Here is a 14,561-nt window from a genome sequence, read left to right as displayed (position 1 = left end):
AACTCCATCCTGGCATGGTCCGCCGACGAAGCGGGCGGCACGGCGCCGAGCTTCGGACAACGGCGCCCGCGGTCCGGACGCAACCAAGGAAGGTTACAGCGTGCTCATGGCGCGCGGGCCCAGATCGCTGCGGACCGGCAGGGGCGCGATCCGCACGCGCGCCCCCAGGATCGCCAGCCCGTGCGGGGCGACGACCACCGGTTCGAGGTCCACCGAGGCGACCTCCGGGAGGTCGTCGACCAGCCGGGACACCCGGAGCAGCAGCTCCTCCAGCGCCCCGGTGTCGACCGCCTCGGCACCGCGCCAGCCGAACAGCAGCGGGGCCGCGCGGACCTCGCGGACCAGCCCGGCGACGTCCTGGTCGGTGGCCGGAACCAGCCGGTGGGCGACGTCGCCGAGGAGCTCGGCGGGAGCGCCCGCCAGGCCGAAGGAGAGGATCGCGCCGACCGCCGGGTCGACGGTGGCGCCGATCACGGTGTCCACCCCGCGCGGGGCCAGCCGCTGGACCACCAGCTCGGCCTGGGCCGCTCCGCCGAGCAGGGCGTCCAGCTCGTGGTGGGCACGGCGCAGCCCGGGCTCGCCGGTCAGGTCGAGCCGGACGCTGCCGAGGTCGGGGCGGTGGCGCAGGTGGGGGGCGGTGGCCTTGAGGGCGACGGGGTAGCCGAGGACCGCGGCGGCCCGGACGGCCGTCTCCTCGTCGGGGGCGGGCAGGGTCGGCGAGACGTCGATGCCGTAGCGGGCGAGCAGTGCGACGGCGTCGGTGTCGGGCAGCGTGATCCTGGCTCCGCCGGGCTGGGTGCGGGCGGCGATCGCGGCCCGGGTGGAGAGCGCCGCCTCGACCAGGTCGCGGGCGCCGGACTCGTCGATCCGGTCGAGTTCGGGCACCCGGGCGGTCTCCTCGGCCTCGGCCATCCGGCGGCGCCAGTCGGCGTAGTGGACGGCGTGGGCGAGCGCGCGCACGGCCCGTTCGGGTGCGGGGTAGGCGGGGATGCCGCCGGGGCGCAGCCGGGACGGCAGGTCGGTGAGCGCCAGGTGGGCGAGGAGCAGCGGCTTGCCCAGGGCCTGGGCGCGGGTGCCGGCCTCCAGCAGGGCGGCGGCGATCTCCGGATCGTCGGAACCGACCTCGGGATCGTCCGGGCCGGTGAGCCGGCCGCCCATGAAGGCGTGCGCGGAGGTGCCGATCGGGGGGATGGCGACGGCGATCACCGCGTCCACCGCCGGGTCGTCGAGGGCGGTGTCCAGGGCGATCCGGAAGTTCTCCCCGGTGGCGGCGGTGGTGAGGTCGACGGGGGTGCGCGGGCGCAGTCCGGCGGAGAGGCAGGCGTCGTGGGTGAGCAGGCCGAGCGAGTCGGAGTTGCCGACCACCGCGACCCGGCCGCCGGGCGGCAGCGGCTGGAGGGCGAGCAGTTCGCCGGTGTCGTACAGCTCGGTGATGGTCTCCACCCGGGTGACGCCGGCCTGTTGGAAGAGGGCGTCGACGGTGGCGTCGCGCAGGCCGGTGGCGGTGGGCGGGACGGCGTGGCCGGGCGGGAGGCTGCCGGTGTGGCGGGCGCCCTTGACCACGACGACCGGCTTGGCCTGCGCGAGCCGGCGGGCGATCCGGGTGAACTTGCGCGGGTTGCCGAAGGACTCCAGGTAGAGCAGGACGACGTCGGTGGCCGGGTCCTCGGCCCAGTACTGGAGGAAGTCGTTGCCGGAGACGTCGGCGCGGTTGCCGACCGAGGCGAAGGAGGAGATGCCGAGACCGCGCCGGTGGGCGGACTCCAGCAGGGCGACGCCGATCGCGCCGGACTGGCAGAAGACGCCGAAGCCGCCGCGGCGGGGCAGGACGGGGGCGAGCGAGGCGTTCAGCGGGCGGTCCGGGTCGGTGGAGATCAGGCCGAAGGCGTTCGGGCCGATCACCCGCATGCCGGCCGCGCGGGCCTGGCGGACCAGGGCGCGCTGGCGGTCGCGGCCCTCGGGGCCGGTCTCGGCGTAGCCGGCGGTGACCACCACCAGGCCCTGGACGCCGTGCGCGCCGCACTCGGCGACGGCGGCGGGGACGGCGGAGACGGGGACGGCGATCACCGCGAGGTCGACCGGGCCGGGGATCTCCAGGATCGAGCGGTGCACCGGGACGCCGTCCAGCTCGGTGCCGGGCGGGGCGCCGCGGTTGACCGCGTAGACGGGCCGGTCGTCCCCGGCGAAGCCGACCAGCAGGTCGCGCAGCAGGGCCCGGCCGACGGTCTGCGGGTTGCGGGAGGCGCCGATCACCGCGACCGAGCGGGGGGTGAGGAGCCGCTGGACCGAACGGGCCTCGGCGCGGTGCTCGCGGGCCCGCATGACGGCGAGCGAGGCGGCGGTCGGTTCGAGGTCGAACTCCAGGTGGACGACGCCGTCGGCGAAGCTGCGGTGCTGGGTGTAGCCGGCGTCGGTGAAGACCTTCACCATCTTGCGGTTCTCCGGCAGCACCTCGGCCTGGAAGCGGCGGATGCCGCGCTCCTGGGCGACCGCGGCGATGTGCTCCAGCAGGGCGGAGGCGACACCGCGGCCCTGGTGGGCGTCCTGGACCAGGAACGCCACCTCGGCGTCGGTGCCGGTCTCGGAGGGGCGGCCGTCGGCGTCGATCCGGTCGTAGCGGACGGTGGCGATGAAGCGGTCGCGGACGACGACCGCGAGGCCGACCCGGTTGACGAAGTCGTGGTGGGTGAAGCGGCGGACGTCCTTGTCGGAGAGCCGGGGGTAGGGCGCGAAGAAGCGGAAGTACTTGGACTGGTCGGAGACCTGTTCGTAGAACTCGACGAGGCGGCCGGCGTCGGCGGGGGTGATCGGCCTGATCCGGGCGGTGCCGCCGTCGCGGAGCAGGACGTCGGCCTCCCAGTGCTGGGGGTAGTCGGGCTCGGCCGGCCGGTCGTGCCGCCGGTCCGGCCCACCCGGTCGGGGCGGCCGGTCCGGGTGGTCCTGCTGGGGGGGCGGTGCCGCGGAGTCGTCCACGTTCGTCAGGTTATCCGGCGGCGGGCCGAATGGCGCCGGACGTGTGCAGCAGGCAGGGTGGACAGGGCCGTTGGCCGGGGATTATGCGACCGGTTATGCCCCCGAAAGAAACAATCACAAGTCCTGAACGCGGCGTCTCGAAGGGGTCCGCTGCGTGCAACACTGGTCTAGACAACATGGCCGAATCCCCCATCACGGCCGTGACCAGCTTTACCGGAAAGGCACGTTTCATGGCTGAGCGCCGCGTCACCATCGGTTGGGCCGAGGGCCTGCACGCCCGTCCCGCCTCCGTCTTCGTCAAGGCCGTGACGGCCACCGGCGTGCCGATCACCATCGCCAAGCCGGGCGGCAAGCCGGTCAACGCCGCCTCCATGCTCGGCCTGCTCGGCCTGGGCGCCCAGGGCGGCGAGGAGGTCGTCCTGGCCTCCGACGCCGAGGGCGCCGACGAGGCCCTGGACCGCCTGGCCCAGCTCGTCCAGCAGGGCCTGGACGAGCTGCCGGCCGCGGCCTGAGCCGACCGCCTCCGCGCGCCGGAGCCCGGGCCCCGTTGGTCGGGGGGCCCGGGCTCCGTCGTGTCCGCGGGGTCGTGCCCGCGGGGTCGTCGCGGCGTGGTGTCCGCACGCCGGTCGGGGTGGCTTCTGGTCGGGTGGCTTCCGGTCGGGGTGCTTCCGGTCGCCGGCCGGGTGCCGTCAGCCCGTCGCGATCGCCCGCAGGATGTCCAGCCGGGCCGCCCGGCGGGCCGGCCGCAACCCGGCCACCGCACCCGCCACCAGCCCCGCGACCAGCACCACCGACAGCTGCAACGGCGGCACCGCGAAACTGCCCGTCCCCTCGGTGTCGGCCGCCCGCACCAGCGCCCAGCCCAGGAACGCCCCCAGGCCCAGACCGCCGATCGTGCCGAACAGCGCCACCAGCACCGACTCCCAGCGGACCATCGCCCGCAGCTGGCTCCTGGTCTGCCCCACCGCGCGCAGCAGCCCCAGCTCCCGGGTCCGCTCGTGCACCGCCAGGGTCAGCGTGTTGGCGATCCCCAGCAGCGCGATCAGCACCGCCAGCGCCAGCAGCGCGTAGACCACCGACAGCATGATGTCGACCACCGAGGCCGCGCTCTTCGCGTACTCCGACCTGGTCTGCACCGACGGGTCGCCGAACGGCTCCGCCGCCTTCACCACCGCCGCCTTGCCCGCCGCGAGCGAGACGCCGTCCCGCAGCGCGACCGCCACCAGCGAGTCCGCGTCCTGGCCCTTGTGCGGGGCCCAGGCCTCCCGGGTGATCAGGTAGTCGCCGGTCAGCTCACCGCCCTGGTAGAGCGCCTTCACCGTGAACGGCGCCTCGGCACCGTCGCTGAACCGCACCGGCACCTGCGCGCCCACCTGCCAGCCGTGCTTCTCCGCCTCCGTCCGGGAGACCGCCAGACCGTCCGCGCCCAGCAGGAGCGAACCGTCCACCCGGCCGAGGTCCACGATGCCGGCCAGCTTCGTCGGATCCGTGACGTCCAGCGTCCGGCCGTGGCCGTCCACCCGGGCCACGCCCCGGCCCAGGCCCACGCTCCGCTCCACCTCCGGCAGACCGCCGATCGCCTCCGCCAGCCTGGGACTCAGCCCGCCGCCGCGGAACCCGCCGGTCGAGACCGCGAGGTCCCCGGCGAAGGTCTTCTTCACCGTGTCGTCCATCGTCGCCTTGATCGACGCGCCGAAGACCGTGAACAGCGACACCACCGTGACACCCACCATCAGCGCACTGGCCGTCGCCGCCGTCCGCTTCGGGTTGCGGGCCGCGTTCCGCTCCGCCAGCACACCCGGCATCCCGCGCAGCCTCGGCAGCGGGGCGCCCAGCACCCGCACCACGAAGGTCGCGAACACCGGACCCAGCACCACCACGCCGAGCAGCGTGGCCAGCGCACCGCCCGCCGTCAGCGCCACCGACGGCCCGTTCGTCGCACCCGTCACCGTCGCGGCGACCCCGGCCGCCACCATCAGCGAGCCGACCGCCCAGCGGATCCGGCCCGCCCGGCCGTCCGCCGCGGTGTCCACGGCCACCGCCCGCATCGCGGCCAGCGGCGCCGTCCGGCCCGCCCGGACCGCCGGCAGCACCGCCGAACCGACCGCCGTCACCGTCCCCACCAGCAGCGGCAGCGCCACCGAGACCGCACCGACCACCAGACCGCCGGTCGGCAGGTTGAACCCGATCACCTTGAACAGCGACTTCAGCCCCGCCGCCACCCCGATCCCGCCGAGCAGACCGGCCACCGAGGCCGCCACGCCGACCGCGACCGCCTCCGCCAGCGTCGCCGCCAGCACCTGGCCGCGCGCCGCGCCCAGCGCCCGCAGCAGCGCGTTCTCCCGCGTCCGCTGCGCGACCACGATGGCGAAGGTGTTGTAGATCGTGAAGGTCGCCACCAGCAGGGCGATGCCCGCGAAGACCAGCAGCAGCGTGGTGAACATGGTCAGGAACCGGCTCGACACCTGGTCGGTCGCCTCCTGGGTGACCTTGGCGCCGGTCACCGCCTCAAGCCCGGACGGCAACTGCGCCGACAGCGCCGACACCAGCTCCTGCTGCGAGACGCCGCCCGCCGCCCGGAACTGGATCGAACTGGCCTGGCCCTGCCCCTTCGGGGTCAGGTACCGCTCGGCGTCCGCCAGGGTCAGCCCGGTGTAGGTGTTCTGGCCCATGCCGTCGGCCTCGGGGCCGAACGTCGCGATCCCGACGATCCGCACCTTCACCGGGTCCGGGGTGCGCAGCAGCGTCGAATCGCCCACCGCCAGGCCGCCGGCCTTGGCCGCGCCCCGGTTGATCACCGCCTCCCCCGGCTGCTCCGGCGCCCGGCCCTCGGCCAGCCGGTACGGGTTCAGCCCGCTGTCCGCCTGCCAGTAGCCGGCCAGGGTGGGCGGCCCCTGACCGCCCACCGCCTTGCCGTTGCCGCCGATCAGCTGGCCGAAGCCCTGCACGGCCGGCTCGGCCGCCGCGACACCGGGCACCGAGCGCAGCCGGTCGGCCAGCGCGAGGTCCACCGGGGCCCGGACGCCGCCCGGGGTGTTCTCGGTGTCCATGACGTCGGCGCTGCGCACCACCGCGTCGGTACCGCGGTTGGCGTCGGCGAACAGGGTGTCGAAGCTGTTGCGCAGGGTGTCGCCGAGGACCAGCGTCCCGGCCAGGAAGCTCACCCCGAGCATGATCGCGGTGAACGTCCCGGCCAGGCGGCGCTTGTGCGCCGCCAGCGAGCGCAGGCTGATCCGGAGGGTGGCGGTGGCGCTGCTCATGACCGGACGCCTCCCCGGCCGGCGCCGGAGCCCCGCTCGAACGCCTTCATCCGGTCCAGCACCCCGTCCGGGGTGGGCCGTTCCATCCGGTCCACCAGCCGGCCGTCGGCGAGGAACAGCACCTCGTCCGCGTAGCCGGCGGCGGTCGGGTCGTGGGTCACCATGACCACGGTCTGGCCCATCTCGTCGACCGCGCGGCGCATCAGCTCCAGCACCTCGGCGCCGGTGCGGGAGTCCAGGTTCCCGGTCGGCTCGTCGGCGAAGACCACCTCCGGGCGGCCGGCCAGCGCACGGGCCAGCGCGACCCGCTGCTGCTGGCCGCCCGAGAGCTCGGTCGGCCGGTGGCCGAGCCGGTCCCGCAGACCGACCGCGTCGATCAGGGTCTCCACCCAGGCCTCGTCCACCGTCCCGCCGGCCAGGTCGACCGGCAGGGTGATGTTCTCCCGGGCCGTCAGCACCGGCACCAGGTTGAAGGACTGGAAGACGAAGCCGATCCGCTCCCGGCGCAGCAGCGTCAGCTTGCGGTCGCTCAGCCCGTCCAGCTCGGTGTCACCGATCATCGCGGTGCCGGCGGTCAGGCGGTCCAGCCCTGCCGCGCAGTGCAGCAGGGTGGACTTGCCCGAGCCGGACGGGCCCATGATCGCGGTGAGCCGGCCGGCCGGGAACCCGACCGTCACGTGGTCCAGGGCGCGGACCTCCGTCCGGCCGACGCCGTAGACCTTCACCGCCTCAGAGACCTGGGCCGCCATCCGGTCGGTCCCGACCAGTTCGAGGACCGGGAACGTCGTCACTTGGCACCGCCCCGGCCCGGCTTGGTGTCGCCCGGACCCTCAAGGTGCTCCAGCAGGGTGTCCCGGCGGAGCCGGTACTCCTCCTCGGTGATCTGCCCCTCGGCGTACCGGCGGGCCAGCGAGGCGAGCGGGCCCTCGGGGCCGCCCGGCCAGCCGCCGCGCCAGCCCGGGCCGCCGCCCCAGGGGCCGCCGCCGGCCCACGGCGGGCCCCACGGTCCGCGGCCGGCCCACGGGCCGCGGCGGCGCAGCGTGGTCACCAGGAAGACCACGACGAGCAGCCAGAACAGCGGGAAGATCAGGAACCACGGGCCCGGGCCGCCGTTCCACGGGCCCCAGCCCTCCCGGCAGACGGTGTCGGCGAGCAGTGCGGTGCTCTGCATGGCGTTCAACTCCTCGGTGTGCGCCCCGCACGTTCCGGCGGGGGCCCCGGCCCCGGGACGCTCCCCGAGGCCACCACGAGCTTCCCGCCGGGAGGGGGGCCGGCGCGTCCTCCGGGGAGCGGCACCCGCGCTACGACACCGGGAGTACGGCCTTCCGCTCCGGCTGCTTCCGGGCGGAGCGGCCGTGCGGGGGAAGTCGGGCCCGCCGGCGTTCCGCTCCCCGCCCCGGGCCTCCGCTCCCCCGTCCGGCAGCCGGTGCGGCGCCCGGTGCGGCACCCGGTGCGGCAGCGGGTGCGGCAGCGGGGCACAGGGGGCGCTCGGGCGAGGGAATATGTAGACCGGTCCAGAGATTTTCTGCGCGGCGGGTGGGCCGGAGCGTGAGCCCGGCGGGTACGCCCGGAGCTCACCCGGGCGGCCAGGGCAGCCGGGGCGGTCGGCGCGACCCCGCGCAGGAAGTCGGACCGGCCGACTTCCTGCGCGGGAGGCGAAGCGCATATCGCGCGCGGGCCTCGAAAAGGTAGACCGGTCTATATATTTCTGCCCGGGGAATCCGCCGCCTGCGGGGGGATCGGGTGGCTGTGCGCAGGAAGTCGGGCCCGCCGACTTCCTACGCGGGCGGCAGGCTCGTACCAGCGGTAAAGGTAGACCGGTCTACATATTCTGTCCCCGGGGAGCGTGATCGGGGCACTGGGAGCAACGGCAGTTGCGCGCAGGAAGTCGGTCCCGCCGACTTCCTACGCGGGCGAGGCTCGTACCAGCCGTAAAGGTAGACCGGTCTACATATTCTGCCCCCGGGAGCGTGGTCGAAGCACTGGGAGCAGGCAGTTGCGCGCAGGAAGTCGGTCCCGCCGACTTCCTACGCGGGGGCAGCGCTTGAGGAGAACCCCAGGTAGACCGGTCTACATAGTTCAGGCCGGTGGGCGGCCGGGGGGGGTCAGCCGAGCCAGCCGGGGCGGACCAGGCCGGACTCGTAGGCGAGGACCACCAGCTGTGCCCGGTCGCGGACGCCGAGCTTCACCATCGCCCGGCTGACGTGCGTCTTCGCGGTGAGCGGGCTGACCACCAGGCGGCGCGCGATGTCGTCGTTGGTGAGGCCCATGCCCACCAGGGTGAGCACCTCGCGCTCGCGGTCGGTGAGCGAGGCCAGCAGTCGGCCTGTGTCGGAGGGTTCCCGGGAGCGGCTGGCGAACTCGTCGATCAACCGCCTGGTCGCGCCCGGGGAGAGCAGCGAGTCGCCGACCGCGGCGACCCGGACGGCGCGCAGCAGGTCGGCCGGCTCGGTGTCCTTCGCCAGGAACCCGGCCGCGCCCAGCCGGAGCGCCTCGAAGATGTACTCGTCCAGCTCGAAGGTGGTCAGCACGACCACCCGGACGCCGGGAAGGTCGGGGTCGGCGCAGATCTGCCGGGTGGCCTCCAGGCCGTCGGTGCCGGGCATCCGGATGTCCATCAGTACGACGTCCGGCCGGAGTTCCCCGGCCAGCCGGACCGCGGCACCGCCGTCGTCCGCCTCGCCGACCACCTCGATGTCGGGCTGGGCGTCGAGCAGCGCCCGGAAGCCCGCCCGGACGAGGACCTGGTCGTCCGCCAGCAGTACTCGGATCATGTCGTTCGTCGTCCCTCGCTCTGCCGGCCCCCGGCCGTACCGTTCCCCGCCGCACCGCCACCCGCCGCACCGTTCCCCGCCGTACCGCCACCTGCGCGGTCGTCCCCCGCACGGTCCTTGCCCGCGGGGTCGGGGAGCCAGGCCCGGACCCGGAAGCCGCCGCCGTACGGACCGGCCGTCAGTTCACCGGCGAACGCGGCGGCCCGCTCGCGCATGCCGACCAGGCCGTTGCCGGAGCCGCCGCCGTCACCGCCCGCGGCCGGGCCCGGATCGTCCACCTGGAGCAGCAGCCCCGCCGGCGAGGTCCAGTCCATCAGAACGGTGGCACTGCGCGCGGCCGAATGGCGGATGATGTTGGTCAGCGCCTCCTGGACGATCCGGAACGCGGCGAGTTCCAGCTGCGAGGGCAGCGGCCGCCCCTCCCCCGCCGTCTCCACGGAGACCGTGAGCCCGGCGTGGCCCGCCTGGGTGACCAGTTCCGGCAGCCGGGCCAGCCCGGGCGCGGGGGTGCGGGGGGCCTGGCCGTCCGGGCCGCGCAGGGTGCCGAGCACCTGCCGGACCTCGCCGAGCGCCTCCTTGCTGGTGGCCTTGATGACGGTCAGCGCGGCCCGGACCTGGTCGGGGTGCTCGTCGATCAGTTCCAGTGCCACCCCGGCCTGCAGGTGGATCACCGAGATGGAGTGGGCCAGGATGTCGTGCAGTTCACGGGCCATCCGCAGCCGCTCCTCGGCGGCCCGGTTCTCCTCGGCCTGCCGCCGGGCCAGCCGGCGGGCGGCCAGTTGTTCACCGCGCGAGCGCATGATCTCGGCGACGGCCAGGACCAGCAGCAGCCAGGCCGCCACTCCGGCCTCCTGCCACCAGCCGGGGCTCTGCGAGGGCGCGCGCAGCCAGCTCTGCGGCAGCAGGTGGGAGCTCATGAGGTGGACCAGGTAGCCGGCTCCGACCGAGATCCAGGCGACCCGGCGGCAGCCCCGGGACAGCGCGCCGTACACCGCGACGGCGAGGCTGAAGAAGACCGGCCCGTACGGGTACCCGGCCAGCAGGTAGCCGGTGGTGACGGCGGTGACCCCGACCACGACCGGGCCGGGGAAGCGGTTGCGGAACAGCAGGAGGACCGGGCCGAGCAGCAGCAGCGCGTACCCGGCGGCGTCCAGCGGGACGCGGTAGTCCTGCTGCTGGCGGGCGGCGGCCGTGGAGCCGACCACTTGGAACAGGGCCACCAGCACGGCGGAGACCACCGTCCAGGAGGATCTGGTCCACGGCGGGCCGCCGAGCGGGTCGTGGTCGGTGCTCATGCCGGGATGCCCGGTCACCGCCCCGGCCGCTGAGCGGCGGCGGTGTCGGTGTCGGGGGTGGTGTCAGCGGCGGTCTCGACGGTGGCGCCGGTGGCGGTTCCGGTGCCGGTGGACTTGGCGGAAGGGGTGGTGGCGGGCTTGGCGGCGGTACCGGTGGGGCTGCCGCCGCCGGACGGACGGGTGCGGCCGGCCCGGGCGGCGGCGGCCAGCCGGGTGCCGCGCCGGGTCATGCCCCAGGGCTTCACGACGGAGAGGATGGTGGCGGTCAGGTAGATGGTCAGCGCCACCGAGGGGGCGATGACCAGGACGTGCGGGGCCCGGCCGTCCGGCGGGACGGTCCCGGCGGCGACCTGGCCGGCGGCGTCGTGGATGAAGGCGCGCAGCGCGAAGATCGAGGCCAGCGTGGCGGCCAGGGTCAGCCAGAACTTGGTGACCACCCAGCGGTACCGGTGGAAGCCCCAGGAGGTGCCGAGGGACAGCACCACGCCGGTGAGCAGCGAGAGCAGGCTGACCGGGATCAGCAGCCAGTCGGCGAAGATCTGCTGGGCCAGGTAGGCGGCCTTGACGGTCTCCGGGTCGTCGGAGAAGCGGCCGGCGATGCCGAGGGCGAGCACGCCGGCGGTGAGGCCCAGCCAGCCGACCGAGAGGGCGACGTGCGCGATGAGCCAGATCCGGCGGGCGTGCCGGGGCAGCCGGAAGCGCCCGGCGCGATCGGCCGGGGGCCCCGGTGTCTCGGTGGACGCCGCGGTCGCCCGTGCCGGGGGCGCGGGGGTGTCGGCGGCGGGCGGGCCGGGAGGTGTGGGCATCGGCTGTGCTCCGGAGGGCGAGGGGCGACGCGGGCCACGGGCCGGCGGCCACCGGGGGTGGATGGTGATGAGGCCGCCGGCCCACGGCTGGAGTGATCCCGCGGGATCACCACCTACTCTGCCCGGTCCGGGTGGGCCGGGCATCGCACCACGGGAGTAGCCGGCCCTACCCCCCGTTGAGTACGGACCTTCTCGGGGGAGACGGTCCGCGGACGGACCGGCCGGACGGACGGCCCGGAGGGCGGTGGGACGGGGCCTTGGCACGGGGCGGTGGCACAGGGCTGTGGGACGGGGCTGTGGGACGGGGCGCGGTGGGACGGGGCCGGGCGGGTTCCGGCGGGCGGTCTCAGTAGGCGATCTCGACCACCGCACGGTGGGTGGCCGGATCGGCGAGCGCGCCGACCAGGTAGTGCGCGAGGTCCGCCCGCGATATCGACCAGGCCCCGGAGAGCCGGCTCCCCACACCGGTGCGGTACCGGCCGCGGGCCCGGCCGCCGGTGAGCCGGGCGGCCCGGATCAGCGTCCAGTCCAGCCCGGTGTCGTCGAGGAGCAGCCGCTCCATCCGTGCCATGTCGGCGTACGGCCGGCGGAGCATCGGGTGCAGCACCCAGGAGGTGAGCGCCCGTTGGACGGGGGCGGCGCGCCACGGTGCCGGGCTCATGCTGGTCGTGGAGACGCAGAGCACCCGTCCGACGCCGGCCGCGCGCATGGCCTTCAGGATGTGGTCGGTGCCGGCCGAGTAGACGGTGGTGGCGGCCCGGCTGTAACCGATGCCGAGCGCGGAGACGACCGCGTCCGCTCCCTCGACGGCACGGGCCACCGCGTCCGGGTCCAGGACGTCGCCCTGCCGGATGCTGTGCGGCCGGGCGTCGACGAGGGCCAGCGGGTCGCGGGCGAAGGCGACGGTGGAGTGCCCGGCCTCGGCGGCCAGGTCCAGTACGTGGCGGCCGGTGCCCCCGGTCGCGCCGAAGACGACGATGTTCACGGAGCTTCCCCTCCTGGCTCGGGTCCTCGGGTCCGGGGCGCGCGGCCGGCCCGCGCCGCGGACGAGCCGCGGGCGGGCCGGCCGCCGCCGGGGGTCATCAGTTGGCCACCTCGACGCGCCGGCCGTAGGTGGCCGGGTCATCCAGATGGGTGACGATGTAGTCGGCGACGTTCGCCCGTGCGATGCGCGAGGCCTTGGCGATGTGACCGCCCACCACCGCCTGGTAGTTGGGCGTGGCCGGGCCGTCGGTGAGCATCGGCACCCGGACGATCGTCCAGTCCAGCGGGCTGGCCTCGACCTCGTCCTCCATCCGGGCGAGGTCGAGGTGGATGTTCCGGTAGACCCGGTCCACCACGAACTCGGCGACGAACCGCTGCATCGCGGGCAGGTGCTTGGTCTCCAGACCGGCCGAGGACATCGTGACCAGTCGGCGCACCCCGCCCGCCCGGGCGGCGGCGATGACGTTGCGCACGCCCTCGGAGAAGACCGTCGTCGTGGTGCGGCTGGTGACCCCCAGCGCGACCAGGACGGCCTCCTTGCCCGCGAGCGGGCCGTTCAGCGACGCCACGTCGAAGACGTCGGCGCGCACCTTGGTCAGCCGCTCGTGCTCGACCGGCAGCTTGGCCGGGTCGCGCACCAGTGCGGTGACGCTGTGCTTGTTCTCCAGTGCCTTCTCCACCAGCAGCCGCCCGGTACGGCCGGCCGCTCCCACCACGACGATCTCCATGACTTGCCTCCTTGCCAGGGGCCGGCGGCAACTGTTCGCCGCCGGCCATGAGTTGACCTTCGCTACGACAACGTGTCCTACGGTAGGGAAAAGGCGAGCAGTACGCCGCCCGAGTCGCTCGGATACTGCGGGTAGTAGGCGGCCTGGACGTAGAGCATGCCGTCGGCCACCACCGCGCCGCCACCACCGGAGAGCGCCGTGCCGTGCGCCGGCACGCCGTTGACCGTGGTGAAGTCGCGGACCACGTCGTACTGCCAGAGCACCGCACCGGTGGCCGCCGAGAAGACCCTCATCTTGCCGTCGGCGCCGCCCTCGTAGACCAGTCCGCGGGTCGCGGTCACGGCGGGGGTGAAGGCGCGCTGGCAGAGCTGCGGGTAGGCGGCGGCGCCGCCCCACTGGCAGCCGTCGGCGGGGCTCTCCTTCTGCCAGATGATCGCGCCGGTCGCCGGGTCGAGCGCGTACAGGGTGCCCGGATTGGCGAACCAGGTGGCGACGTAGAGCCGGTTGCCGTCGTAGCTGGTGCCCCACTGGATACCCGAACTGCCGCCCTTGGTGTTCGGGTTGGCGACCACCGCGCGGTCCCAGACCTTGGCGCCGGTCAGCGCGTCGTAGACGTGGTAGACGCCGTTCTTCTGGCCGATGCCGACGACCCGGCGGTTGCCGATGCTGAAGACGTTGGCGCTGGCGCCGAAGTCCCAGTCGTGGTCGGTGCCGTCGGCCTTGCTCGGGCAGTAGGCGTCGGCGCCGGGGGTGCCGCAGGCGACGGTGAAGGTGTCCGGGAAGGTCTCCTGGGTGCGCCAGCGGACCGCGCCGGTACGGGCGTTCAGGGCGAGCACCGAGTCGGTGTCGCCGGCCGCGCCGGTGTAGTTCTGGCCGGTCCCGACGTAGATGGTGTTGCTGGCCCGGTCGAGCACCGGGGAGCTCCAGACGGCGACGCCGGAGGGCTCGTAGCGGTTGGCGCCGTTGGGCCAGGTGCCGACCTGCTGCGGCTCGGGGCTGGTCCAGTGGCGCCACTCCAGCTGCCCGGTCCAGGCGTTCACCGCGACCACGGAGCCGCGGAAGGTGCAGCACGGGTAGGTGAGGTCGAAGGTGGCGCCGGACTCCTTGCTGGAGACGCCGACGTAGACCCTGCCGTCGTGGACCAGCGGGGAGCTGGTGATCTGGGCCAGCGGGTGGTTGTCGAGCTTCAGCGACCAGCGCAGCGTGCCGTTGCGGCGGTCCAGCGCGTACAGGTAGCCGCGGTTGTCGCCGAAGTAGACGGTGTTGCCCTCGACCGCGGGGCTGCTGCGGACCGGGTCCGGGTTGGTGGTGGAGTGGGCGCCGGCCACCGGGGCGACGTCGAAGGTCCAGCGGGCGGCACCGGTCTTCGCGTCCATCGCGTGGAAGGTGCCCTCGGCGCCGCCGACGTAGAGGGTGCCGTCCGCCACGGCGGGCTGGCTGCCGAGGTAGACGCCGGGCACCTTGGCGTGGCCGAAGGCCCACTTGAGGCCGAGGCCGTCGACGCTGGCCGGGGTGAGCCGGCGCTCCTGGTCGTTGAACCGGGTGCCGGTGGCGTCGTACTGCCAGCTGCTCCAGTTGCCGGAGCGGTGGCGGTCACCCCCGCCGTCGTCGGCTCCGGCGCCGTTGGTGACGGTGAGCATCACGAGGGCGGTCAGCAGCGCCACCAGGGCGGTGCCGTACCTGGCCGCCCGGGGCCGTCTGTACTGGGACACGTGGGTCAACTCCTCGGTGAGGGCGTGTG

General features: G+C 74.6%; 11 protein-coding genes. 1 reads left to right on the top strand and 10 read right to left on the bottom strand.

All coding sequences use genetic code 11. The features are described 5' to 3' along the window. Nucleotides 1-93: 93 nt before the first annotated feature. Nucleotides 94-2,844, bottom strand: a complete 2,751-nt coding sequence (locus OG550_RS25610; RefSeq protein WP_327684137.1) for a bifunctional acetate--CoA ligase family protein/GNAT family N-acetyltransferase — start codon at nucleotides 2,842-2,844, stop codon at nucleotides 94-96. 359 nt (nucleotides 2,845-3,203) lie between these two features. Between OG550_RS25610 and OG550_RS25605 the strand changes: the two genes are divergently transcribed. After that, nucleotides 3,204-3,485, top strand: coding sequence for an HPr family phosphocarrier protein (locus OG550_RS25605; protein WP_327681309.1), 282 nt, complete (start codon nucleotides 3,204-3,206; stop codon nucleotides 3,483-3,485). 177 nt (nucleotides 3,486-3,662) lie between these two features. On the opposite strand, the gene OG550_RS25600 is transcribed toward OG550_RS25605, so the two are convergent. The 9 genes from OG550_RS25600 to OG550_RS25560 all read right to left on the bottom strand — a co-directional run bounded on the left by OG550_RS25600 (nucleotide 3,663) and on the right by OG550_RS25560 (nucleotide 14,532). Continuing rightward, nucleotides 3,663-6,233, bottom strand: coding sequence for an ABC transporter permease (locus OG550_RS25600; protein WP_327681307.1), 2,571 nt, complete (start codon nucleotides 6,231-6,233; stop codon nucleotides 3,663-3,665). Further along, on the bottom strand, nucleotides 6,230-6,982 hold the full coding sequence (locus OG550_RS25595) for an ABC transporter ATP-binding protein (protein ID WP_327684135.1): 753 nt from the start codon (nucleotides 6,980-6,982) through the stop codon (nucleotides 6,230-6,232). Before OG550_RS25595 ends, OG550_RS25600 begins: the two co-directional genes overlap by 4 nt. 38 nt (nucleotides 6,983-7,020) lie before the next feature. Next, nucleotides 7,021-7,404: an SHOCT domain-containing protein gene (locus tag OG550_RS25590; protein WP_327681306.1), complete on the bottom strand. Its 384-nt coding sequence runs from the start codon at nucleotides 7,402-7,404 to the stop codon at nucleotides 7,021-7,023. A gap of 934 nt (nucleotides 7,405-8,338) precedes the next feature. Further along, entirely contained in the window at nucleotides 8,339-9,007 is a 669-nt protein-coding gene (locus OG550_RS25585) for a response regulator transcription factor (RefSeq protein ID WP_327681305.1), read from the bottom strand. Then, nucleotides 9,004-10,302, bottom strand: coding sequence for a sensor histidine kinase (locus OG550_RS25580; RefSeq protein WP_327681303.1), 1,299 nt, complete (start codon nucleotides 10,300-10,302; stop codon nucleotides 9,004-9,006). Before OG550_RS25580 ends, OG550_RS25585 begins: the two co-directional genes overlap by 4 nt. Before the next feature lie 14 nt (nucleotides 10,303-10,316). Continuing rightward, nucleotides 10,317-11,108, bottom strand: a complete 792-nt coding sequence (locus OG550_RS25575) for a DUF2269 domain-containing protein (protein WP_327681302.1) — start codon at nucleotides 11,106-11,108, stop codon at nucleotides 10,317-10,319. Between the two features lie 346 nt (nucleotides 11,109-11,454). Then, nucleotides 11,455-12,093, bottom strand: a complete 639-nt coding sequence (locus OG550_RS25570; RefSeq protein ID WP_327681301.1) for an NAD(P)-dependent oxidoreductase — start codon at nucleotides 12,091-12,093, stop codon at nucleotides 11,455-11,457. 97 nt (nucleotides 12,094-12,190) lie between these two features. Continuing rightward, on the bottom strand, nucleotides 12,191-12,820 hold the full coding sequence (locus OG550_RS25565; protein ID WP_327681300.1) for an NAD(P)-dependent oxidoreductase: 630 nt from the start codon (nucleotides 12,818-12,820) through the stop codon (nucleotides 12,191-12,193). A gap of 77 nt (nucleotides 12,821-12,897) precedes the next feature. Then, nucleotides 12,898-14,532, bottom strand: a complete 1,635-nt coding sequence (locus OG550_RS25560) for an outer membrane protein assembly factor BamB family protein (protein ID WP_327681299.1) — start codon at nucleotides 14,530-14,532, stop codon at nucleotides 12,898-12,900. Nucleotides 14,533-14,561 lie beyond the last annotated feature (29 nt).

It is taken from the genome of Kitasatospora sp. NBC_00458 (assembly GCF_036013975.1).
In the GTDB taxonomy this organism is placed as follows: Bacteria; Actinomycetota; Actinomycetes; order Streptomycetales; family Streptomycetaceae; genus Kitasatospora.
Note: the sequence above shows the minus strand (reverse complement) of the source record. Positions and strands in the feature narration are given on the sequence as shown.

Excerpts from the sequence above, each read along its gene's own strand:
- OG550_RS25605 (WP_327681309.1), top strand. The coding sequence starts at position 3,204 with ATGGCTGAGCGCCGCGTCACCATCGGTTGGGCCGAGGGCCTGCACGCC.
- OG550_RS25600 (WP_327681307.1), bottom strand. The coding sequence starts at position 6,233 with ATGAGCAGCGCCACCGCCACCCTCCGGATCAGCCTGCGCTCGCTGGCG.
- OG550_RS25595 (WP_327684135.1), bottom strand. The coding sequence starts at position 6,982 with ATGGCGGCCCAGGTCTCTGAGGCGGTGAAGGTCTACGGCGTCGGCCGG.
- OG550_RS25590 (WP_327681306.1), bottom strand. The coding sequence starts at position 7,404 with ATGCAGAGCACCGCACTGCTCGCCGACACCGTCTGCCGGGAGGGCTGG.
- OG550_RS25585 (WP_327681305.1), bottom strand. The coding sequence starts at position 9,007 with ATGATCCGAGTACTGCTGGCGGACGACCAGGTCCTCGTCCGGGCGGGC.
- OG550_RS25580 (WP_327681303.1), bottom strand. The coding sequence starts at position 10,302 with ATGAGCACCGACCACGACCCGCTCGGCGGCCCGCCGTGGACCAGATCC.
- OG550_RS25575 (WP_327681302.1), bottom strand. The coding sequence starts at position 11,108 with ATGCCCACACCTCCCGGCCCGCCCGCCGCCGACACCCCCGCGCCCCCG.
- OG550_RS25565 (WP_327681300.1), bottom strand. The coding sequence starts at position 12,820 with ATGGAGATCGTCGTGGTGGGAGCGGCCGGCCGTACCGGGCGGCTGCTG.